This is a genomic window from Stenotrophomonas sp. YJH_SMC_101-4 (assembly GCF_059370395.1).
In genome coordinates this window covers 30,327-52,561 of sequence record NZ_JCAFTP010000002.1, presented here as the reverse complement: position 1 = coordinate 52,561, position 22,235 = coordinate 30,327, and the positions used below count along the sequence as shown (strand labels likewise).

20 protein-coding genes are annotated in these 22,235 nt (G+C 67.4%); 7 read left to right on the top strand and 13 right to left on the bottom strand.

The features are described 5' to 3' along the window. Positions 1–9 precede the first annotated feature (9 nt). The 6 genes from purF to AC5P8D_RS06360 all read right to left on the bottom strand — a co-directional run bounded on the left by purF (position 10) and on the right by AC5P8D_RS06360 (position 7,755). On the bottom strand, positions 10–1,476 hold the full coding sequence (purF, locus tag AC5P8D_RS06385; RefSeq protein WP_010483938.1) for an amidophosphoribosyltransferase: 1,467 nt from the start codon (positions 1,474–1,476) through the stop codon (positions 10–12). 30 nt (positions 1,477–1,506) lie between these two features. Then, positions 1,507–2,286, bottom strand: coding sequence for a CvpA family protein (locus AC5P8D_RS06380; RefSeq protein WP_019336370.1), 780 nt, complete (start codon positions 2,284–2,286; stop codon positions 1,507–1,509). 46 nt (positions 2,287–2,332) lie between these two features. Continuing rightward, complete coding sequence (locus tag AC5P8D_RS06375) at positions 2,333–3,355, bottom strand: SPOR domain-containing protein (protein WP_329763694.1); 1,023 nt, start codon at positions 3,353–3,355, stop codon at positions 2,333–2,335. Between the two features lie 81 nt (positions 3,356–3,436). After that, a complete protein-coding gene (folC, locus tag AC5P8D_RS06370; RefSeq protein WP_197653910.1) occupies positions 3,437–4,708 on the bottom strand; it encodes a bifunctional tetrahydrofolate synthase/dihydrofolate synthase in 1,272 nt (423 codons plus the stop codon). Between the two features lie 41 nt (positions 4,709–4,749). Further along, positions 4,750–5,394 carry a histidine phosphatase family protein gene (locus AC5P8D_RS06365; protein ID WP_305730137.1) on the bottom strand — a complete coding sequence of 215 codons (645 nt, stop codon included), beginning with the start codon at positions 5,392–5,394 and terminating at the stop codon, positions 4,750–4,752. Positions 5,395–5,592: 198 nt separating this feature from the next. Continuing rightward, positions 5,593–7,755 carry a S46 family peptidase gene (locus AC5P8D_RS06360; RefSeq protein WP_010483947.1) on the bottom strand — a complete coding sequence of 721 codons (2,163 nt, stop codon included), beginning with the start codon at positions 7,753–7,755 and terminating at the stop codon, positions 5,593–5,595. A gap of 498 nt (positions 7,756–8,253) precedes the next feature. Here AC5P8D_RS06360 and tdh point away from each other — a divergent pair, with 498 nt between their 5' ends. Further along, entirely contained in the window at positions 8,254–9,276 is a 1,023-nt protein-coding gene (tdh, locus tag AC5P8D_RS06355) for an L-threonine 3-dehydrogenase (RefSeq protein WP_010483949.1), read from the top strand. Between the two features lie 115 nt (positions 9,277–9,391). On the opposite strand, the gene AC5P8D_RS06350 is transcribed toward tdh, so the two are convergent. Further along, on the bottom strand, positions 9,392–10,087 hold the full coding sequence (locus AC5P8D_RS06350; protein WP_495203184.1) for a TorF family putative porin: 696 nt from the start codon (positions 10,085–10,087) through the stop codon (positions 9,392–9,394). A 206-nt stretch (positions 10,088–10,293) separates the two neighbouring features. Here AC5P8D_RS06350 and kbl point away from each other — a divergent pair, with 206 nt between their 5' ends. Further along, positions 10,294–11,502: a glycine C-acetyltransferase gene (kbl, locus tag AC5P8D_RS06345; RefSeq protein ID WP_049412614.1), complete on the top strand. Its 1,209-nt coding sequence runs from the start codon at positions 10,294–10,296 to the stop codon at positions 11,500–11,502. A 118-nt stretch (positions 11,503–11,620) separates the two neighbouring features. Here kbl and AC5P8D_RS06340 read toward each other — a convergent pair whose 3' ends face one another. The 4 genes from AC5P8D_RS06340 to AC5P8D_RS06325 all read right to left on the bottom strand — a co-directional run bounded on the left by AC5P8D_RS06340 (position 11,621) and on the right by AC5P8D_RS06325 (position 14,690). Beyond that, positions 11,621–11,956, bottom strand: coding sequence for a hypothetical protein (locus AC5P8D_RS06340; RefSeq protein WP_005412356.1), 336 nt, complete (start codon positions 11,954–11,956; stop codon positions 11,621–11,623). Positions 11,957–12,041: 85 nt separating this feature from the next. Further along, positions 12,042–12,851 (bottom strand): pseudouridine synthase, encoded by an 810-nt coding sequence (locus tag AC5P8D_RS06335; protein ID WP_049412609.1) that lies wholly within the window; start codon positions 12,849–12,851, stop codon positions 12,042–12,044. Positions 12,852–12,871: 20 nt separating this feature from the next. Further along, positions 12,872–13,378 carry a hypothetical protein gene (locus AC5P8D_RS06330; protein ID WP_010483956.1) on the bottom strand — a complete coding sequence of 169 codons (507 nt, stop codon included), beginning with the start codon at positions 13,376–13,378 and terminating at the stop codon, positions 12,872–12,874. A gap of 220 nt (positions 13,379–13,598) precedes the next feature. After that, positions 13,599–14,690, bottom strand: coding sequence for an OmpA family protein (locus tag AC5P8D_RS06325; RefSeq protein ID WP_010483958.1), 1,092 nt, complete (start codon positions 14,688–14,690; stop codon positions 13,599–13,601). A 357-nt stretch (positions 14,691–15,047) separates the two neighbouring features. Between AC5P8D_RS06325 and AC5P8D_RS06320 the strand changes: the two genes are divergently transcribed. From AC5P8D_RS06320 to AC5P8D_RS06300, 5 genes are all read left to right on the top strand, one after another. Further along, positions 15,048–16,067, top strand: a complete 1,020-nt coding sequence (locus AC5P8D_RS06320) for a zinc-binding alcohol dehydrogenase family protein (protein WP_043401399.1) — start codon at positions 15,048–15,050, stop codon at positions 16,065–16,067. Positions 16,068–16,240: 173 nt separating this feature from the next. Then, positions 16,241–16,873 carry a membrane protein YczE gene (yczE, locus tag AC5P8D_RS06315; RefSeq protein WP_495203183.1) on the top strand — a complete coding sequence of 211 codons (633 nt, stop codon included), beginning with the start codon at positions 16,241–16,243 and terminating at the stop codon, positions 16,871–16,873. 101 nt (positions 16,874–16,974) lie between these two features. Continuing rightward, positions 16,975–19,005, top strand: coding sequence for an NADPH-dependent 2,4-dienoyl-CoA reductase (locus AC5P8D_RS06310; protein WP_159359830.1), 2,031 nt, complete (start codon positions 16,975–16,977; stop codon positions 19,003–19,005). 298 nt (positions 19,006–19,303) lie between these two features. Continuing rightward, positions 19,304–19,762 (top strand): cell wall hydrolase, encoded by a 459-nt coding sequence (locus AC5P8D_RS06305; RefSeq protein ID WP_004154513.1) that lies wholly within the window; start codon positions 19,304–19,306, stop codon positions 19,760–19,762. Positions 19,763–19,846: 84 nt separating this feature from the next. After that, positions 19,847–20,458, top strand: a complete 612-nt coding sequence (locus tag AC5P8D_RS06300) for a glutathione S-transferase N-terminal domain-containing protein (RefSeq protein WP_043401403.1) — start codon at positions 19,847–19,849, stop codon at positions 20,456–20,458. Positions 20,459–20,525: 67 nt separating this feature from the next. Here the strand turns inward: AC5P8D_RS06300 and AC5P8D_RS06295 are convergent, their stop codons facing one another. Next, a complete protein-coding gene (locus tag AC5P8D_RS06295) occupies positions 20,526–21,581 on the bottom strand; it encodes a suppressor of fused domain protein (RefSeq protein WP_010483965.1) in 1,056 nt (351 codons plus the stop codon). 47 nt (positions 21,582–21,628) lie between these two features. Continuing rightward, positions 21,629–22,132 carry a hypothetical protein gene (locus AC5P8D_RS06290; protein ID WP_010483966.1) on the bottom strand — a complete coding sequence of 168 codons (504 nt, stop codon included), beginning with the start codon at positions 22,130–22,132 and terminating at the stop codon, positions 21,629–21,631. Positions 22,133–22,235 lie beyond the last annotated feature (103 nt).

Genomic DNA, 22,235 nt, shown 5'->3' with positions numbered 1-22,235 from the left:
GCCTGGACCTCAGGCGCGGCGCTTGTGCTTGGCATCGTCCGAACGCAGCTGCTGGATGCGCTCGAAGTAGCCCGGCTCGATACCGGTCGGGTAGTGGCCGTTGAAGCAGGACGAATCGAAGTTGCGCAGCGCCGGATTACCCTCGCTTACCGCCGCTTCCATGTCTTCCAGATCCTGGTAGATCAGCCAGTCGCAGCCCAGGTGCGCTTCGATCTCTTCCACGCTGCGGTTGTGCGCGACCAGCTCTTCGGCGGCCGGCATGTCGATGCCGTAGATGTTCGGGTAGCGCACCGGCGGCGCAGCACTGGCCAGGTAGACCTTGCGTGCGCCTGCATCACGGGCCATCTGCACGATCTGCTGGCTGGTGGTGCCACGCACGATCGAGTCGTCCACCAGCAGCACCACGCGGTTGCGGAATTCCAGGTGGATCGGATTGAGCTTGCGGCGCACCGACTTCACGCGCTCGCCCTGCCCCGGCATGATGAAGGTGCGGCCGATGTAGCGGTTCTTGATGAAGCCTTCGCGGTACTTCACCCCGAGTACGTTGGAGATCTCCAGCGCGGCGTCGCGCGAGGTGTCCGGGATCGGGATGATGGTGTCGATGTCGTGGTCCGGGCGCAGGCGCAGGATCTTCTCGCCCAGCTTGATGCCCATGCGCATGCGCGCCTTGTGCACCGACACGTTGTCGATCATCGAATCCGGGCGTGCGAAGTACACGTACTCGAAGATGCACGGGGTGTGCTCGGCCGGCTCGGCGCAGATCTCAGAGAACAGCTCGCCACGCGCGGTGATCACCAGCGCTTCGCCCGGCTGCACGTCACGCACGCGCTGGAAGCCCAGCACGTCCAGCGCGGCCGACTCGGAAGCGACGATGTATTCGTCACCTTCGGCGTGGCTGCGCTTGCCCAGCACCAGCGGACGGATGCCATGCGGATCGCGGAAAGCCACCAGGCCCAGGCCCAGCACCACGCTGACCACCGCATAGCCGCCCTTGCAGCGGCGGTGCACGCCAGCCACGGCACGGATGGCCGCTTCCGGGCTGAGCTGGCGCTGCTGCTCCAGTTCGTAGGCGAACACGTTCAACAGCACTTCGCTGTCCGAATCGGTATTGACGTTGCGCCGGTCCTGTTCGAACACCTGCTGGCGCAGCGCCTCGGTGTTGATCAGGTTGCCGTTGTGGGCCAGCGCGATGCCGTACGGCGAATTCACGTAGAACGGCTGTGCCTCGTCCATGCCTTCCGAACCGGCGGTCGGGTAGCGCACATGGGCGATGCCGACGCTGCCTTCCAGGGTGGACATGGTGCGGGCATCGAACACATCGCGGACCAGGCCGGTGGCCTTCTGCACCCGCAGGCGGCTGCCATTGACGGTGGCGATGCCTGCTGCGTCCTGGCCGCGATGCTGGAGGACGGTCAAGCCGTCATACAACTGCCCGGCGACGTTCTGGTTGCCGACGATTCCGACGATGCCACACATGGTGCGAGGTCTCCGCTGGGCTTTGCCCAGTTACAAGGAAGGTGGCCGTACCTGGCCGCGGTGGTCGCCGCGCGCGCGGTCGACATTGGCCGGATCGCCCGGCTCGATACTGTCCGGCAGTGCTGGGGCGTCCGGACGCACTTCGGCCGGATCGTAGGAATCGCCCTGTTCCGCTTTCGCAGGCCGCAGCCATCCGCTGCCTGCCACTACCTGGTTGAGGATGCCATTATCGCCTGCCGCGCCCGGCTTTCCCAACCCGGCGCCTGCGTTCTTCCCCAACTCCATCAATGCAGATGGGGACAGGGCGTCGGTGGGCAAGCCCTTGGGCAGCAGATCGGCGCCGGGAACCTCCCAGTGCGGCAGCTTGCTGTTCATCCAGGCAACGGTGGGGTTCAGCAGTGGGCGCACCGCCGAACGCTGCCAGGAAGGCTCGGCGGTCAGCGGGGTGAAACTGCCCAGCAGCAGCAGGATCGCGGCGATCAGGCCGCCCCGCACCGCGCCCAGCACCCCACCCAGCAGGCGGTCCAGGCTGGTCAGCATGCTGCGGTGGACCAGGGCCTTGATGACCATGCCGATCACCGCGACCACGATCATCACGCCGATGCCGACCCCCAGGTAGCCACCGACGAAGTGTTCGCCACCGGGGGCCGCCGGGGCGGCCCACCAATGGGCGGCATCATTGCCGAAGGCGAAGGCCGCCCACGCGGCCAGCAGCCACGACAGGGTGCCGATGACGATTCCCACAAAGCCGCGCAGCATCCCCAGCAGGGTGGAGGCGGCGATCACGATCAGCAGCACCACGTCGATCATGGCGCCCCGCTCCTTCGGCGGCGCTGGCAACGGGGCTGCGCGTGGGTCATGGGTGCGGTCGCACCATGCCGGCCACGCCGACCTTGGCGGCGACCTGCGCCTTCAGCTGCTCGGCATCGGCGCGGTTGGCCACCGGCCCGACGCGGACGCGATGCAGGGTGCCCTTGTCCGTGCGCACCTGTTCAACGAACGCGCTGAAACCGGCGGCGCGGACCTTGTCGCGCAGGGCATTGGCATCGTTGGCCTGACCGAACGCGCCCAGCTGCACGGCAAAGCCGACGCCGCTGGCAGCCGGTGCCGCCGGCGTGGTCGGCGCCGTCGCCGGCTTGCTGGCGGTGGCCTCCGGCTTCGGCTCGGGCTTCGGCGCAGGCTTCGGCGGTTCCGGCTTGGCGGCCGGGGGCGCGGTCGGCGTACTCGGCGGCAGGCTTTCGCTGCGGACCGGGTTGCTGCTGGCCGACGGCGCAGTGGCTGCGGACGGGGTGCTGGCGCTCGGCGTAGCGGGTGCCGGGGTGGCCGCGACCGGGGCACTGCTGCCGGCCGCCGCGTCCAGGGTGATCACTTCGGCCTTCACATCCGCCCGGATCTTCACCGCCTGCAGGCGGGCCGCCTCGGCCTGGGCGCGGTCGGCATACGGCCCGACCCGCACACGCCAAGCCTGACGGCCGCCGATGGTGGCGGTTTCAGTGAAGCCCGGCAGCTGCGAGCGCTTCAGGTAGGCGATCACGGCATCGGCGTCGGCCTTGCTGCCGTAGGCACCGAAGGTAACCGCATAGTTGCCGGCGGCGACCGCCGGCGACGTGTCCACGGTCGGCGGCGTGGCAGGCGCTGCGGCCTCCGCAAGCGGTTTGGCCTGGCCGGTCTGCAGCCCCGTGGCACCGCCCGCCGGGGCCACCAGCGGCAGTTCACGGGTTTCGAACTGGCCATCGGCCGGTGCATCCGGCGCGGCGATCGGCACATTGGCGACGCCGCTGTCCGGTGCCGGTCCCTTGACCAGCATCGGCAGGAAAATCACGGCCAGTGCCACCAGCACGATGGCACCAATCAGACGCTGTTTCAGAGGCGTATCCACGTGAGGCAGGCAACTGTCCGGAGATTGCCATCGATTATACGGGTGCCGGACCGGACGGCGTCGGCGTTGGCTGAACGCGTATCAGGCGGCGTCCTGCAGCCATTGCAGGGCGGCGGCGGCGGTATGGAAGGAGCCGAACACCAGTACCCGGTCCCCACGTTCGGCCTGGGCCAGTGTCTGCGCCAGCGCCTGTTCGACGCTGTCAGCCAGCGCCGCCGTGGCGGCGGCCGTGCCGGCCAGGCGTGCCTGCAGCTGGGCGGCGCTCTGCCCGCGCGGGCCTTCCAGCCCGGCCAGGGTCCACTCGCCCACCACGTCCTCCAGCGCCTGCACCACACCCGCTGCGTCCTTGTCCTGCAGCGCGGCGTACACCGCCAGGGTGCGCCCGGCCGAGACCTCGGCCTTCAGCGCACGCGCGAGCTGGCCCGCGGCCTGCGGGTTGTGGCCCACGTCCACACGGATCTGCACGCCGTCGCGCTCGAATGCCTGCATGCGGCCGGAAATGCGCGCCGCCGCGACACCGGCAGCCCACGCCGCGCGCGGCACCGGCTTGTCCAGCGCGCGCAGGGCGGCGATGGCGGCACCGGCATTGGCCAGCTGGATCGGGCCGGCCAGCGCCGGGGTCGGCAGCTCCATGCGCAGGCCGACATCACGCCAGCGCCAGCGCTGGGCATCGATCGGCTCGTAGAAATAATCGCTGCCGCCACGGATCGCGTTGGCACCCACCAGATAGGCACGTGCGAGCACGCTGGACGGCGGATCGGTCTCGCCCAGAATCACCGGCTTCCAGCCACGGATGATGCCGGCCTTCTCGGTGCCGATCGCTTCGCGGTCCTCGCCCAGCCACTCGGCATGGTCGATGTCCACGGTGGTGATCACCGCCACGTCGGCATCGACGATGTTGACCGCATCAAGGCGGCCACCCAAGCCCACTTCCAGTACCGCCAGATCCAGCCCGGCGTCGGTGAACAACTGCAGCGCGGCCAGCGTGCCGTACTCGAAATAGGTCAGCGTGGTCTCGCCCCGCGCGGCCTCGATGGCGTTGAACGCAGCGACCAGCGCTGCATCGTCCACGTCCTGCCCGTCGATGCGCACACGCTCGTTGTAGCGCAGCAGATGCGGCGACGTGTAGGCGCCGACCTTCCAACCGGCAGCACGGCCGATGGCCTCGATGAAGGCCACGGTGGAGCCCTTGCCGTTGGTGCCACCGACCACGATGGTGCGCCCGGCCGGCGCGCCCAGACCCATCGCCGTGGCCACGGTGCGCACGCGCTCCAGGCCCATGTCGATGGTCGCCGGGTGCTGGCGTTCAATGTAATCCAGCCAATCGGCCAGGGTGGTCGGGGTGTTCGTCACGGCAGTGCTTCCAGCAGGTACAGGTGGTTCGGTGTGGCGGGTCAGAGTGCGCGGTGCTTGGCTTCGCCGAAGAACGGCGTGTGGTGGGCGCAGTCGTTCAGGCGCACCACTTCCAGGCTGTCCAGTTCGGCGCCTTCGAGCAGGTTGAGCGTGGTCGGTGCCTGGCGGAAGGTCCACAGGCGGGAAATCGGCAGGCCCAGGACCTTGCACAGGATCACGCGGTTGACCGCGTCATGCGCGACCACCAGCAGGGTGTCGTGCTCGCCGAGGCCTTCGGTGGCACGGGCCAGGCCACGCCAGCTGCGTTCCAGCACCAGGCGCAGCGATTCGCCGCCGGGCATCAGCACGGTATCCGGTTCCTCGCGCCAGGCCTGCAGGCGCGACGGATCCTTTTCGTTGATTTCGCTGGCCAGCAGGCCTTCCCATTCGCCGTGGGCGATTTCCTGCAGCTCCGGCTCGGTCAGCAGCATGTCGGCGCGGGCGGCGCCAAGCGCCAGCTGCGCGGTGCGCTGCGCGCGCGACAGCGGCGAGGCAACGGCACGGGTGATGTCCACCGAGGCCAAGCGGGCGCCAAGCGCCTGGGCCTGGGCTTCGCCGATCGGCGAAAGCGGAATATCGATCTGGCCTTGGTAGCGGCCTTCGGCGTTCCACGGCGTTTCGCCGTGGCGGGCAAGCAGGATGCGCATGCGTGCAAGGGGTCCTGGGGGAGGAGGTTTCCGCGTTTCGTTCACATCCTGTGAAGTGCGCGGAACAGGGATGATACCTGTTCGGCGCACCGGGCCGGGCCGGGCATGAAAAAACCCCGCGACGTGGGTCGCGGGGTTTTGGAACTCCGGCTATCTGGTCGAGGTTGCCGGCCAGCGGCCGGCACTACCGCAACCGGTTTATTTCGCCAGGTTCAGTTCCTTCAGCAGCTGCGGCGCCGGCGCCACTTCCTGCATGATCCACTGCATGTAGCGGCTGTCGACGGCGATCATGCGGGTCATCACCGGATCGAACACCCAGTTGGAGCTGACCGATTCCCAGTTGCCGTCGAATGCCAGGCCAACCAGCTTGCCGTTGGCGTCCAGCACCGGCGAACCCGAGTTGCCACCGGTGATGTCCAGGTTGGACAGGAAGTTCACCGGCACCGAACCAATGCGCTTGTCTTCCAGGCCACCGTAACGCTTGGCCTTGACCGCATCGAGCAGCGCCTTCGGCGAATCGAACGGATCTTCACCGGTTTCCTTCGCCGCCACGCCTTCCAGGGTGGTGAACGGGGTGTACTTCACGCCGTCCTTGCCATAGCCCATGACGTTGCCGAAGGTGATGCGCAGCGACAGGTTGGCGTCCGGGTAGACGAACTCACCCTGGCTCTTCTTGTAGTCGGCCACGGCCTGCAGGTACAGCGGGCGGGCGGTCAGCGATTCGCCTTCGCGGATCTTCTTCTGCTCTTCCTGCTTCAGCAGTGCCGGCATCACAGCCACGGCGTACTGGATGGCCGGATCGCTGCTGGCTTCAAATGCGGCACGGTCGGCCTTGAACCACTTCAGGCGGGTGTCCAGGCTGCCCAGTCCGGTGCCGCCCAGCTTGGCCACCAGCGACTTCACCGCAGCGGCATCGCTGCCGGCCAGCCACTTGTTCAGCACTTCGTTGTCACGCTGCGCGGCCGGCAGCGCCACGTACTGCTCCAGCCAGTAGGCCTGCAGCTGCTGGTCCATCTTCGCCACATAGCGGCGGTCCATCTGCTTGAGGCCACCTTCGATGGTTGTCAGGTCGCGTTCCTGGTAACCGGCTTCGCGCTCGGCATCCGGCTTGCTGCGCTCGATCGACAGGCGGTACAGGGTGATCGCTGCGCCAACGGCCGAGGTGTTGTTGAACTGGCCGACGAACAGGTCGCGTTCGCGGGTCGACTTGCTGGTATCCAGATGCTTGAGCAGCTGCGCGTGTGCGGCCAGCGCCGGCTTGCCGGCAGCGCCCTGCTTCTTCAGCCACGCCAGCACGGCGGCTTCTTCAGCCTGCTTCTGACCAGCGGCGTCGATGCGCTTGAAGCCTTCCAGCTGGCCCAGGTAGTTCTTGGCCACGTTGTTCATGCTGGCGGCGGTGGCGGCGTACTTCACCTTGACGTCGGCGTCGGCCTTGCCGGCGTCGGCGATCATCTTCAGCACCGCGTTGTAGTGCTTGGCGATGGTCGGGTAGGTGAAGCTGGCGGTTTCGTTGAACTCACCGGCCAGTGCATAGCGGTTGGTGCGGCCCGGGTAGCCAGCCACCATCACGAAGTCGTCGGCGCCCAGCGGCTGGTCGGCGAACTTCAGGAAGTGCTTGGGCTGGTACGGCACGTTGTCGGCGGCGAAGGCGGCCGGCTTGCCGTCCTTGCCCACGTAGGCGCGGTAGAACGAGAAATCGCCGGTGTGGCGCGGCCACATCCAGTTGTCGACGTCGCCGCCGAACTTGCCGACGCTGCCCGGGGGCGCGTAGACCAGGCGCACGTCCTTGATTTCCATGTTGCGGAACAGGCGGTAGGTGTTGCCGCCGGAGAAGCTGTACAGGCGGCAGCGGAAGCCGGCATCGGCTTCACAGGCCGCAACCTGGGCCTTGTCGAAGGCGTCCAACGCGCGGCTGCGGGCCAGCGGGTCGTTGCCGGCGGCAGCGATGGCGGCCTTGGCCTGGGTGGTGACGTCGGTGATCTGGTCGAGCACGAACACGCGGGCGTTCGGGCCGGCGCTCAGTTCGTCCTTCAGGGTCGGCGCGTTGAAGCCGTCCTTGATCAGGTTCTTCTGCGCGGTCGAATTCAGCTGGATGGCGCCATAAGCGCAGTGGTGGTTGGTGACCACCAGGCCCTGCGGCGAGACAAAGCTGGCGGTGCAGCCGCCGAGGGCGACGACCGCACCCATCGGGTCGCCGGTCAGGTTGGACAGCTGTTCCGGGGACAGCTTCAGGCCGGCCTTCTGCAGCGGGCCGGCGATTTCCGGCAGCTGCTGCGGCACCCACATGCCTTCAGCGGCATGGGCGACCTGGGCCAGCCCGAGGCTGGCGACGATGGAAAATGCAAGCAGGTTCGAGCGCATGGAGCGGCCCCTGGTAGTGGAACCTTCGATTGTAGCCCGCCGCCCTGCCCCGGCCCGAACCCCGGAAGTCATGCAATCGGATGCTTCCATCGTTCAGCGTCTCCACTGCGATCGGACGGAGGCGGGAGGCCAGGCCGATGCAGGACACGCCGTAAACCCCGCTCCGCGGCCCGGCCCAGCCGCTGGCGGCTGTGCGTTCTGGCGCTTGCGAAGCAGTGCTTCGCAAGCAAAGCGCCCTCACCCATGGGGGCTCGATCGCGCCATCCATGGCGCTCACGGTCCTGCATCGGCCTGGCCTCCCGTCTCCCGACAATTGCCTGGCCTCGGACGGTAGCGCCGGGCCATGCCCGGCGAGTGCAGCGGCCACGTTCGAAATGCCCGCCGGCGCACGCCTTTCGTTCCACCACTGCACCCGCAGCGCAACATGGGAAATCCGTGCGGCACCCTATAATCCGCGCTTTCCCCCTGATGAGTTCCACCTCGATGGCGCAGCAAACGATGAAGGCCCTGGTCAAGCGCGAAGCGGCCAAGGGCATCTGGCTGGAAGAAGTTCCGGTTCCGACCCCGGGCCCGAACGAGGTCCTGATCAAGCTGGAGAAGACCGCGATCTGCGGCACCGACCTGCACATCTACCTGTGGGACGAGTGGAGCCAGCGCACCATCAAGCCGGGCCTGACCATCGGCCACGAATTCGTCGGTCGCGTCGCCGCACTCGGCTCGGCCGTGACTGGCTATGAAATCGGCCAGCGCGTCTCGGCCGAAGGCCACATCGTCTGCGGCCACTGCCGCAACTGCCGTGGCGGCCGCCCGCACCTGTGCCCCAACACCGTCGGCATCGGCGTCAACGTCAACGGCGCCTTCGCCGAATACATGGTGATGCCGGCCAGCAACCTGTGGCCGATCCCGGACCAGATCCCGTCGGAGCTGGCTGCGTTCTTCGACCCGTACGGCAACGCCGCGCACTGTGCGCTGGAGTTCAACGTGATCGGCGAGGACGTGCTGATCACCGGTGCCGGCCCGATCGGGATCATCGCCGCCGGCATCTGCAAGCACATCGGTGCACGCAATGTGGTGGTGACCGACGTCAACGACTTCCGCCTGAAGCTGGCCGCCGACATGGGCGCCACCCGCGTGGTCAACGTGGCCAACCAGTCGCTGAAGGACGTGATGAAGGAACTGCACATGGAGGGCTTCGACGTGGGCCTGGAAATGAGCGGCAACCCGCGTGCGTTCAACGACATGCTCGACTGCATGTACCACGGCGGCAAGATCGCCATGCTCGGCATCATGCCCAAGGGCGCCGGCTGCGACTGGGACAAGATCATTTTCAAGGGCCTGACCGTGCAGGGCATCTACGGCCGCAAGATGTACGAGACCTGGTACAAGATGACCCAGCTGGTGCTGTCCGGTTTCCCGCTCGGCAAGGTGATGACCCACCAGCTGCCGATCGACGATTTCCAGAAGGGCTTCGACCTGATGGAAGAAGGCAAGGCCGGCAAAGTGGTATTGAGCTGGAACTGATCCGCCCCACGGTAGCGCCGGGCCATGCCCGGCGTCACCGGAATGAAAAAGGCGCCCGATGGGCGCCTTTTTCGCAAAGCGTGCCAGGCAAGCCTGGCCCCTGCCGAAGCAAGGGTTACTTGCCCACGGCCACGCTCAGCATGACGCGGCTGTGGGCCAGCTTGCCCGAATTGTCGCGGCCGTTGCCATCGGTGCCGTAGTAGCCCAGGCCGACGTTGAACAGGCCGAACTGGCGCGCGACGCCGACGTTCCAGTCGGTGTAGTCCTTGGCGATGCCGTCCTCGAAGGTGCTGCGACCGACGTTGGCATTCAGGGTGAAGTCCTTCGGCAGGCCCCAGCTGCCGCCCAGGCCGAAGTACCAGCCATCGGTGCTGCTGTTCCAGACATCGTTGGTGTAGGCCACCGTCAGCTTGTAGGTGTCATCCAGCGTGGTGGTGGTGATCAGCTCGTTGTAGTTCTGGTGCCTGGACTTCAGGTAGGTGTAGCGGTTCAACAGCACATCGACGTTCACGCGCTCGGTGACATCCACGCCGTAGCCGATCAGGTAATCGACCTCGGTCTTCGGGTCACCCGCACCAAAGTCCACACCCGAGCCCCACACGCCGGCATACAGGCCAACCGGGCTGGTGTAGGTGAAACCGGCCTGCAGGGTCGGATCCTCGTCGGTCTGCGACACACCACGGAACAGGTAATCGGAAACGGCGGTGACGTTCCAGCTGTACGGCGATTCGTTTTCCTGGGCGCTGGCGGCGAACGGGGCGGCCAGGGTCAGGGCAGCGGCAATGGCGAGGCAGGCACGGGCGTGCTTCATGAGCGTCTCCGGTGGGGGCGGTGGCGTGGAAGGCGGGGAGCAGGCGTAGCGGCCGGAGCGGGACAGCTCCGGTTCACGAATTTTTAACCAGTTTGCTATTGCGATGCAACATGTGCCGGCCGTGGCGATGCCCCAGCCGGGCCGGTCGGCACGCGGCGATGCCCGGTAGAATCAGCGGTTTCCCCGTTCAGAGCCGTGCCCACGCCATGACCGACGCTTCCTCCGCCCTGACCCGCCACTACGCCGAGGAACTGGACGCCATCCGCGCCCAGGGCCTGTTCAAGTCCGAACGGATCATCACCAGCCCGCAGTCGGCCGAGATCACCCTCGAGGACGGCCGCAAGGTGCTGAACTTCTGTGCCAACAACTACCTCGGCCTGGCCGACCATCCGGACCTGATCCAGGCCGCCAAGGATGCGCTGGATACCCACGGCTTCGGCATGGCCTCGGTGCGCTTCATCTGCGGTACCCAGGACCTGCACAAGCAGCTGGAGAAGCAGATCGCCGACTTCTTCGGCAAGCAGGACACCATCCTGTATGCGGCCTGCTTCGACGCCAACGGCGGCCTGTTCGAACCGCTGCTCGGCGAGAACGACGCGATCATTTCCGATGCGTTGAACCATGCGTCGATCATCGACGGCGTGCGCCTGTGCAAGGCCAAGCGCTTCCGCTACGCCAACTGCGACATGGCCGACCTGGAAGCGCAGCTGCAGGCCGCCGATGCCGCCGGCTGCAAGACCAAGCTGATCACCACCGACGGCGTGTTCTCGATGGACGGCTTCATCGCGCCGCTGGACGAAATCACCGCGCTGGCGAAGAAGTACAACGCGCTGGTGCACATCGATGAGTGCCACGCCACCGGCTTCCTCGGTACCACCGGCCGCGGCTCGGCCGAGGTCAAGGGCGTGCTGGAGAAGATCGACATCATCACCGGCACCCTGGGCAAGGCCATGGGCGGCGCACTGGGCGGCTTCACCTGCGCCAGCGCCGAGGTGATCGAGCTGCTGCGCCAGCGTTCGCGGCCCTACCTGTTCTCCAACTCGCTGCCGCCGCATGTGGTTGCCGCCGGCATCAAGGCATTCGAGATGCTGGCCGCCGCTGACGACCTGCGCGACACCCTGGTGGAGAACACCCGCTACTTCCGCGAAAAGATGGTCGCCGCCGGTTTCGACGTGAAGCCGGGCGTGCACCCGATCAGCCCGGTGATGCTGTACGACGCACCGCTGGCGCAGAAGTTCGCCGAGCGCCTGCTCGAAGAAGGCATCTACGCGATCGGTTTCTTCTTCCCGGTGGTGCCCAAGGGCCAGGCGCGCATCCGCACCCAGATCAGCGCCGCGCACAGCCGCGAGCATCTGGACCGCGCGATCGATGCGTTCACCCGCATCGGTGTCGAGCTGGGCGTGATCAAGGGCTGATCGCCCCGGGGTCGGATCCCCACGGGTAGCGCCGGGCCATGCCCGGCGGTTTCCCGATAGCCGCGCTATGCGCTCGCCGGGCACGGCCCGGCGCTACCGAAATGACGCGCGACGCGCGTCATTTCTTTTTCTTCTTGCCCTTCGGCTCGTCCTTGCTGGCCACCACCACCGGCTTGGCGGCAGCGTCCTGGCCGTTGCCCTTGGCAACGCGGATGCCGTTGGCCTTCATCCAGGCATCGAACTCATCGGCGGTCATCTTCTTGTCGCCGTTGCTCATCAGGAAGCGGTAGCTGCCGCGGCCATCCAGCTCCGGGGTCTTCACCTCCACCACCGGGGTTTCAGCCGGCGTTTCCGCCTTGGCCACCTTCTTGTGGCCACCACAGGCGGTCAGCAGCACCATCGGCAGCAGCAGGCCTGCGCAGCGCAGGGTTTGGTTGAGGGTCGGGTGGTACATGGGCAGGCTCCGTTCGGGAAATTCAGCAACCAGGCGCCCCCTACGCCTGGAACGGTGGCCGGCAACCGCCGGCCGCGGGCGATGATCAGCCCGGTGCAGCGGCCCCCAGCCGCTGCTGGTCACTGACCTCCAGCATCCGCCATTGCCCCTTGCCGAGATCGCCGAGCTGCAGCCCGCCGATCGCGACCCGGACCAGGCGCAGTACCTGCAGGTCGAAGGCCGCCAACAGGCGGCGGATGTGGCGGTTGCGGCCCTCGTCGAGGACCACCTCCAGCCACGCGGTCTTGTCGCCGCTGCGCAGCACGCGCACGGCCTGGGCAACGAGGAACTCACCCTCGTCCTCCACGCCGGCCTGCAGGGCCGCCAGCGTGGCGTCATCGGGCAGGCGGTCGACCTGCACGTGGTAGGTCTTGTCCGGCCCGGTCTGCGGGTCGGTCAGGCGCGCCGCCCACTGCGGATCGTTGCTGAACAGCAACAAGCCTTCACTGGCCTTGTCCAGGCGCCCGACCGGCGCGATCCACGGCAGCCCGGCGCCATCGAAACAGCGGTAGACGGTGTCGCGGCCACGCTCGTCCTGCGCGGTGGTCACCACCCCGCGCGGCTTGTTGAGCATCAGGTACAGGCGCTGCGGCGCACCCATCGGCTGGCCATCGACCTCGATCGGCGGCGCCGGCTGGCCAATCGGGAACTCGGGATCCCGCACGATGCGGCCGGACACGCGTACGCGGCCCTCGGCGATCCAGCGCGCGGCCTCGCTGCGCGAGCAGACGCCGGCCTTGGACAGCACGCGCGCCAGGCCATGACGGACACCGGCGGCTGTGGCAGCGGGAATCGCACGCCCACGCGGTGCGTGGGAGCGGGCGGCGGGGGCGGCAGGTGGGCGGCGCGTGCGCAAGCCTCTGCTCCCCGCGGCGCTTACTTCTTGTCGACCGGCTTGGTCTCAGCCGGTGCTTCGGCTGGAGCCGGGGTGGCGGCCGGAGCCGGACGTGCCTTGACCACACGCACGCCACGCGCCTTCATCCAGGCATCGAACTCTTCAGCGGTCATGCGCTTGCCGTTCTGGCTCATGTCGAAGCGCCAGGGCGTGTTGTCGAATTCGGTCTGCGGCTTGTAGGCCGCCGGATCGTTCGGCTTCACCGCCGGTGCGCTCGGAATGGCCTTGGCGATGTTCTGGCAGCCGTCGATGCGCAGGCGCTGAAGCACCTGGTCCAGCGACTGCGACGGATCGTAGTTGCTGCTCAGCACACCGGCCGGCATGCCCAGCTGGTTGCCACGGATGTAGAGCTCGTCGGCCACCGGCGCAATGGTCGTGGCCGGCAACGGCAGCGGCGAGGCGCTGGTGTTGACCGAGCAATCGACCGCAGCGTGGGCAGCGGGAACCAGGGCCAGCGCCAGGAAGGCGGCCGATGCAGAGCGCAGCATGAAGGGCATCCAGGAAAGGAAGTGACGCGGCGAGTTTAGCAATGCCGCGACAGCTTTCAAGCGCCACTTTCAATGAATACGGCAACTCATTGGTTTTACGAACAAAAACCCGACGAACGGTTGCCTGCGTAGCAGTAGATACCCGGATTCCGGGCCGCAGAAACAACAAGACCCGGCCGAAGCCGGGTCCTGCTGTGTCCTACAGGCAGAGCGTCAGAACTTAGTTCTGGACGTTCAGCTCGGTACGACGGTTCTTGGCGCGACCTTCCGGGTTGTCCGAACCATCCGGGTTGGTGTTCGGAGCAATCGGACGGCTCTCGCCGTAGCCGATCGGGCCGACCAGGCGACCGGCGTCAACGCCGTTCTTGGTCAGGTAGTTGTACACGGCGGTAGCACGACGCTCCGACAGCTTCTGGTTGTAAGCGTCGGTACCCTTCGAGTCGGTGTGACCGGCAACTTCAACGCGCAGATCCGGGTAACGCTTCAGGATCTCGGTGGCTTCGCTCAGGATCGCCACGGCGTCCGGACGCAGGTTCGACTTGTCGAAGTCGAAGTTGACGCCCTTCAGGTCGATGGAGACCGGCACCGGGCAACCGTCCGGACCGATGGTCTGACCCGGCTGCGAGTTCGGGCACTTGTCGTCGCAGTTGTTGACGCCGTCACCGTCGTCGTCCAGGTCGGCGCAGCTCGGGGCAACCGGAGCCGGAGCCGGAGCAGCCGCGACCGGAGCCGGGCCCAGCGGGATCACGACGCCGACCGAAGCCAGCACGTCGCCGAACCAGTCTTCCTTCGGAGCGGCAACGCTCTGGTCGTCGAAGTCAGCGCGGTAGGCCACTTCGGCGCGGACAGCAACGCGCTTTTCGAAGGTGGTCTGCAGGCCGACGCCCAGCTTGGCGGCAACGTTGCCGTCCTTACGCTGGCGCGGACCATTGGCATTCAGCGCCGGGTACTCTTCTTCCGACTTCTGGTAGCCCAGGCCACCGACGATGTACGGGTTCCAGCCGCGGCCTTCCTTGATGAAGTGGCGACGCAGGTCCAGCGAGACGCCGTACTGCGACCAGTTCAGGTCCTTGTTCGAATCGAAGTTCGGGTTCTGATAGTTCAGCTCACCGTCCAGCGACCAGTTCGGGCTGATGAACTTGCCCAGGCCCAGGGTCACGAACGGAGCGTCATTGGTCAGACGGTCGCTGTCCTGGAAGTTGAAGCCGGCCGAACCGGTCAGGTACCAGCGGTCATCGAACTCCTGCGCCGAAGCTGCCTGGGCAAAAGCCAGGCCGCCCAGCAGCGCGGCAGTAAGGATCTTCTTGTTCATTGAGTACAGCTCCTATTTCGGGGGTATGAAACCGGTAGAGGCATGGGCCAGCACAAGTGCGTCGATGTACGACAGCCGATTCAGCACGCCACCGCCGCGAACATTATGCTCAGGCGGGTGAAGGCCATGTTAACAGTCCCGTAACATGTGAAGTGTTGCGCCCGACCGTCCACCGGTCCGACGTTGAAACCCTATACAGGATGATGAAAATCCGCAAGACCCTCACGCTGCAAGGGTTTGACGGGGTTTAGGCGGGGAAAACGACATATTGCGCAACGTACTGCATCACACGGTTCAGCGTGTTTGCGGAAAGGTGAGGAACCTTATGATGGAGCCACGAACCCAGCCGGAGCCGTGATGAAAGCCGTCGCCCTGAGTCGTGAATCCGCCCCTGCCCTGTGCGATATCCACCTGCCCCCGCCGCTGCCTCCCCGGGGGCGTGACCTGCTGGTCCGGGTCGAGGCGGTTTCGGTCAACCCCGTCGATGGCAAGCAGCGTGCCAGCACGGATCCGGCCACGCTCCAGGCGCCCCGCGTGCTGGGTTGGGACGCCGCCGGCGTGGTCGAGGCGATCGGCGACGAGGCCAGCCTGTTCGCCTCTGGTGACGAGGTCTATTACGCCGGTGATGTCACCCGCCCCGGCTGCAATGCGCAGTACCAGTGGGTGGACGAACGCCTGGTCGCGCGCAAACCCACCACGCTGGATTTCGCTGAGGCCGCAGCGCTGCCGCTGACCACGCTCACCGCCTGGGAGCTGCTGTTCGAGCGCATGCCCCTGCGCCTGGACGATCGCCGCCACGCCGGCCAGCACCTGCTGGTGATCGGCGGTGCGGGCGGGGTCGGCTCGATGGCGATCCAGCTGGCCCGCCATGCGGGTTTCGAGGTGATCGCCACGGCGTCGCGCGAGGCCTCGGCCGACTGGTGCCGGCAGATGGGTGCCCGGCACGTGATCGACCACCGGCAACCGCTTCAGGCCCAGCTGCAGGCGCTGGGCATCGACGCGGTGCAGGTCGCACTCAACCTGGCCGACACCGATCACTACTGGGACGAACTGGGCCTGTTGCTGGCGCCGCAGGGACACGTCGGCCTGATCGTCGAGCCACGTGGGCCGCTGCGGATCGGCGATCCCTACAAGGCCAAGTGCATCGGCATCCACTGGGAGTTCATGTTCGCGCGCTCGCGCTTTGCCACTGCCGACTGCATCGAGCAGCACCGCATCCTCAGCCGCACGGCCAGCATGATCGATGCCGGCCAGCTGCGCGGCACCCTCAGCGAGACGCTGGGCCCGATCAATGCGACAAATCTGGACATCGCGCATCAGCGCCTGGCCGGCGGACGCACGGTGGGCAAGCTGGCGCTGGCAGGCTGGGGCGACTGACGCGTCATGTAGCGCCGAGCCCATGCTCGGCTGGTGGTGCCAGGCAAAGCAGCCGAGCATGGGCTCGGCGCTACAGATTCCGCCTGTAGCGGCGGATTGGTCGGCATCTGTATCTATTGAAGTGACTGGATCAGGATTACGGTGGGAACAGATCCCCCTCCCCCGAGACCGCCATGCCCATCGCCCTGCCCCTGCGCATGCTGCAACTGATCGCCGGCCTGTTCCTGTACGGCTTCGGCGCATCGCTGATGATCCGTGCCGCCATCGGCGTGGCGCCCTGGGACGTGCTGTCGCAGGGCATCGCCGCGCAGACGCCGCTCTCGTTCGGGCTGGCCACCAATGTGATCGGTGCGCTGGTGCTGCTGCTGTGGTGGCCGCTGCGGCAGAAGCCGGGCGTTGGCACCGTGCTCAACGTGATGCTGATCGGCCCGTCCGCGCAGTTCGGGCTGTGGCTGCTGCCGCCGGCGGTCGGCCTGGGCTGGCAGCTGGCGATGTTCTGCGCCGGCATGCTGCTGGTCGCGCTGGCCACCGGCCTGTATATCGGCGCCAAGCTGGGCCCTGGCCCGCGCGACGGCCTGATGACCGGCCTGCACGCCCGTACCGGCTGGCCGATCTGGAAAGTGCGCAGCCTGATCGAGGGCAGCGTGCTGCTGCTGGGCTGGTGGCTGGGCGGCAATGTCGGCCTCGGCACGCTGGCCTTCGCCCTGCTGATCGGGCCGCTGTGCGGAATGACGCTGGGCTGGTTCGGGATTGGCCGGCCGATGCCCGGACCGCGCCCGGCGAGCGCACAGCGCGGCCACGGGTAGCCGCGTCCCCGGGCATGGCCCGGCGCTACCGATTCGCCAGCCCTTGCTCCGGCCGCCGTTTCGCGGCACGCTTCGCGCTTCCGTACGCAAGCGTATCGACCATGTCGCCAGCCAACGAAAGCGCCTATCCCCACCTGTTCGCCCCGCTGGACCTGGGCTTCACCCAGCTGCGCAACCGCGTATTGATGGGCTCGATGCACACCGGCCTGGAGGATCGCGCCCGCGACTTCCCGCGGCTGGCGGCCTATTTCGCCGAACGCGCCGAGGGCGGCGTCGGCCTGATCGTCACCGGTGGCTTCGCGCCGAATGTAGTGGGCTGGTTGAAGCCGTTCGGCGGCAAGCTGTCCTGGCCGTGGGAAGTACGCCCGCACCGCCAGCTCACCGCCGCCGCGCACCAGCACGGCGCGAAGATCTGCCTGCAGCTGCTGCATGCCGGCCGCTATGCCTACCACCCTTTGTCGGTGGCGCCGTCGAAGCTGAAGGCACCGATCAACCCGTTCACCCCGCGCGCGCTCTCGGCCAGCGGCGTCGAGCGCCATATCGCCGACTACGCACGCAGCGCGAAGCTGGCCCGCGAGGCCGGCTACGACGGCGTGGAAGTGATGGGCTCGGAGGGCTACCTCATCAACGAGTTCATCGCCCCGCGCACCAACAAGCGCACCGATGCCTGGGGTGGCGACGCGCGCCAGCGCATGCGCTTCGCGGTGGAGATCGTGCGCCGTATCCGCGAGGCCTGCGGCCCGGACTTCATCATCATCTACCGCCTGTCGCTGGTGGATCTGGTGGACGACGGCAGCAACTGGGACGAGATCGTGCAGCAGGCGCAGGCCATCGAGGCGGCCGGCGCAACGATCATCAATTCCGGCATCGGCTGGCACGAAGCGCGCATCCCGACGATCGCCACCTCGGTGCCGCGCGCTGCCTTCGCCGGGGTCACCGCCAAGCTCAAGCCACATGTGAAAGTGCCGCTGGTGGCGACCAACCGCATCAACATGCCCGACGTCGCCGAGCGCATCCTCGCCGATGGCGGCGCCGACATGGTGTCGCTGGCGCGGCCGCTGCTGGCCGACCCGCAGTGGCCGAACAAGGCCCGTGCCGGCCGCGCCGAGGCGATCAACACCTGCATCGCCTGCAACCAGGCCTGCCTGGACCACGTGTTCGAGAACAAGCTGGCCAGTTGCCTGGTCAATCCGCGCGCCGCCCACGAGACCGAGCTGGTCTACCGTCCCACCACTACGCCGAAGAAGGTTGCCGTGGTCGGTGCAGGCCCCGCCGGCCTGGCCTGTGCCACCGTCGCTGCCCAGCGCGGCCACCAGGTCACCCTGTTCGATGCCGGCGACGAGATCGGCGGGCAGTTCAACGTGGCCAAGCGCATCCCCGGCAAGGAAGAGTTCTACGAGACCCTGCGCTACTTCCGCCACACGCTGCAGGAGACCGGCGTGCAGCTGCGCCTCGGCACCCGTGCTGATGCCGCCGCCCTGGCCGGCTTCGACGAGGTGGTGCTGGCCACCGGCATCACCCCGCGCAAGGTCGATTTCCCCGGCGCCGACCACGCCAAGGTGGTCAGCTACCTGGACGTGCTGCTGGGGCGGGTCGAAGTGGGCACCAATGCGGCGATCATCGGCGCCGGTGGCATCGGCTTCGATGTCGGCGAGTTCCTCAGCCACGCCGGTGAGTCTCCCTCGCTGGACCCGCAGCGCTGGATGGCCGAATGGGGCGTGGACAGCACGTTCGAGGCCCGCGGCTCGCTGGCGAGGCCGCAGGCCGAGGCATCACCGCGGCGGCTGTGGCTGCTGCAGCGCAGCCCGGGCAAGCCCGGCGCGCGACTGGGCAAGACCACCGGCTGGATCCACCGCGCCACGCTGAAGGCCAAGGGCGTGCGCATGCTCGGCGGTGTCGAGTACCTGGGCGTGGACGACGAAGGCCTGCGCATCCGCGTGGAAGGCAGCGAACAGCTGCTGCCGGTCGACCATGTGGTGATCTGCGCCGGGCAGGAACCGAACCGTGCATTGCAGGCCGAACTGCAGGCCGCCGGCATCAACGCGCAGCTGATCGGCGGCGCCGATGTGGCCGCCGAACTGGACGCCAAGCGGGCCATCGACCAGGGCAGCCGGGTCGCCGCCGCGCTCTGATGAGCGCCTGAATGGGGGGCGGAATGTGATTTCCGTCACCCCTGCCGAACCTGAATGTCAAGCCGGACGGTTCACGATGCGTTCGGCTATGCCCCCCTACCTTGCGCCATCTTTCCGCTCACCAGCCAGTTTCCGGTGAGCCGGCGCAGCCCCCTCGATCGGTACTGATCGTTTCTTTTGGGGCTGCCCACGGGGCGGCCCCGATGGCCGCCTCCCCATGACGCCAAGTCGTACCCCGCCTCCTGTCGCCCCCGCGGCAGGAACCGGAGGGTGCGGCCCACACGGAGCAAGGAGTTATATGAAACTGGCTTGGATTCTCTGGCTGTCGCAGTTGTTGCCGCAGCCGGCCGCTGATTCATTGTGTTTGAGCACCACCGTTTACCTGGAAGCCCGCGACCAGACCCTGCGGGGCCAGCAGGCCGTCGCCGAGGTCGCCCTGCGCCGTCTCGACAGTGGCCTGTGGGGCGACTCGATGTGCCAGGTGGTCACCGCGCGCAAGCAGTTCGCACCGACCATCGTCTCCCCCGGTACCCAGCTGGGCAACGACGCGGCCTGGAGCGAGGCGATGAACGTGGCCTTCGACGCCGAGCGCAACTGGGCGCTGCCGGCCGGCGAGCGCCGCGAGATCGTGCCCGGTGCCAGCCACTTCGCCGCGCTGTCCATCGCCAGCCCGAACTGGCGCAATGCGTACCAGGTGGCCACCATCGGCGATCACACCTTCTACAAGGTGCAGAACCTCAAGCCGCGGCAGTCGTAACGATCCGTGCTGGCGGCAGCGTTGCCGCCCGCGGGCAGGCTCTGGGATAGTGGGCGTTTCCCGCCCGCATCACCTGGAGTTCCCATGAAGCTGTACAGCAAGCCCGGTGCCTGTTCCACCGCCGACCACATCGCCCTGCAGTGGACCGGCCAGCCGTTCGAGGTTGAACTGCTGAACAAGGACACCCTGAAGGGGCCGGAATTCCTCAAGATCAATCCGGCCGGTGCCGTCCCCGCACTGGTCGACGGCGACTTCGTGCTGCTGCAGAACGCCGCGATCATGGGCTATATCGCCGACACCTACCCGCAGGCCGGCCTCGGCGGCGATGGCAGCCCGCGCCAGCGCGCCGAAGCCACCCGCTGGCTGGCCTTCGTCAATTCCGATGTGCATCCGGCCTTCTCGCCGCTGTTCGCGCCGGGCAAGTTCATCGCCGACGAGAGCCAGTTCGATGCGATCCGCGCCGCCGCGCACAAGCGCCTGCGTGGCCTGTTCGAGACCGCCGACAAGCAGCTGGCCGACAAGCCGTGGCTGGCCGGCTTCCGCAGCTTCGCCGATCCGTACTTCTACATCACCCTGCGCTGGGCCGCCGGCGCCAAGGTCGACCTGTCCGGCCTGGACAACCTGGCCGCCTACAAGGCGCGCATGGATGCCGACGCCGGCGTGCAGGCCGCGCTGAAGGCTGAAGGCCTGGCCTGATCTTGACCTGGGGTCGGATCCGTCTGCGCAGCAGGCGGCTCTGACCCCCTCGGTTCCAGCAGCGTGATCAGCCGATCTGGCGGATCACTTCGCCCTTGGCATCGCGCAGGTAGGTCGGCACCACTTCGATGCGCAGCGCCTCCACCACCGGGTAGATACCGCGCTCGGCACGCACGCCCGCCAGGGCCCGCAATCCCGCCTCGTCCAGTGCCCAGCGCGCGTTGTCGGCGGAGACGTCGCCCACTTCACCGCCCCTGGCCGGAACGAACTCCCACTGCCGCTCGCGGCTGACCAGTTCCAGCGATCTGCCGTGGCGCAGGCGCAGCGGCAGCAGCTCGCACACGCTGGCGACCTGGCCGGCCCCCAGCACCAGGGTGGTGACGCCCGCCTCCTGCCGCCAATCCAGTGTCTCGATGAACAACATGCCGGTACTGGAGCCCTCGCGCTCGCTGCCGGCCTGCACCTGTGCGGCCAGCGCCGGTTCCTCCAGCAGGTTGCCGCGATGCAGGTCGCTGATCCACAGCGGCATCGCCGGTTGCAGCGCCTGCAGCACGCCGCGCGTCGACCAGCGCTTGACCGCTTCCATCTCCTCATCGGTCAGCCCGACCAGCTGCAGGAACTGCAGGTGGCCATTGGCGGTGTCGCGTGCGGGCAACTGCGGATCCGCGACGAAGGCCAGATGGCACAAGCGCGTGCCGGTCTCCAGCGCGATCGGGCCGTTGGCATTGAGATGGTGACCGTCCTCGAACACGTTGCCACTGCCGAACACATAGCGCGCCAGGTTCTGCAGCAGGTTCATCGGCCACACCGGCGGGGTGCTGCCGGCGTTCTCACCGGCGTCGGCAGCGAGGCGGAAGGTCAGCTCGAAACCATAGCCGCTGGTGGCGGCATCACTGCTCTCCTTGGCATACAGTTCGGAGAAGCCGTAAGTGATGTAGTGCCAGTGGGGTACAGGCGCATCCGCCCAGTACACGCTGATGCCATCGAGAGGATCCTGGCCACCGAGCGTGTACGGCAGCGCGGTGCCGAAGTGACGCGGCTCCTGCCCGGCATACAGGGGCGCCAGCGCCGCATTGATCGCGTCCCAGCCAGGGGTGTCGGTGTCGTCGTGGTCGTCCTGCACGCGGGACTCCTTGTGGGGGAAGTGAACCGATCACTTTACGCGGTGGCTCAGGCCTGCACGACCTCGCCACCACCATTGACCACGGCAGCCTGGGTTTCCTGCCACCAGCGCTGCGCCAGCGCCGGACTGCGCGCCTTGCCCACCGCCGCCAGCAGTTCCGGGCACAGGCGTTCCAGCGCCAGCGCATCGGTGCAGCGTTCGATCTTCAACTGCATGAAGTAGCCCTTCAGGCCCAGGTGGCGGCGTACCGCCTCGCTCATCGCGTCGTACAGCTGCTGGTACAGCGCCGGGTCCTGTTCGCGCCCGGTGCTGATGCCGCGCAGCGGTGTCACCTCGGCACTTCCGCCGATCACTTCGATCAGGCCCTGCGCTGACAATTGCTCCAGTGCGTCGGGTGGCGCACGCAGGCCTTCGAACAGGCCGCGCAATTCAGTGTCATCGCGATGTCCGTCGACCATCAGCAGGATCGAACGCAGTGCCGCCGGCAGGCGCCGGCCACGGTCTTCGATTTCCTGACGGCCAGCCGCCGTCTTGGCGTGCAGCAATGCCATTGCCTCCCCCTCCCTCGATGCGCAATGCCGGCGCGCCCTGGCGGGCACGCTCCCCTGCAACCGAGCTTAGCGCACCGGTTGCAGGGAGGAAGCTGCGGTGCAG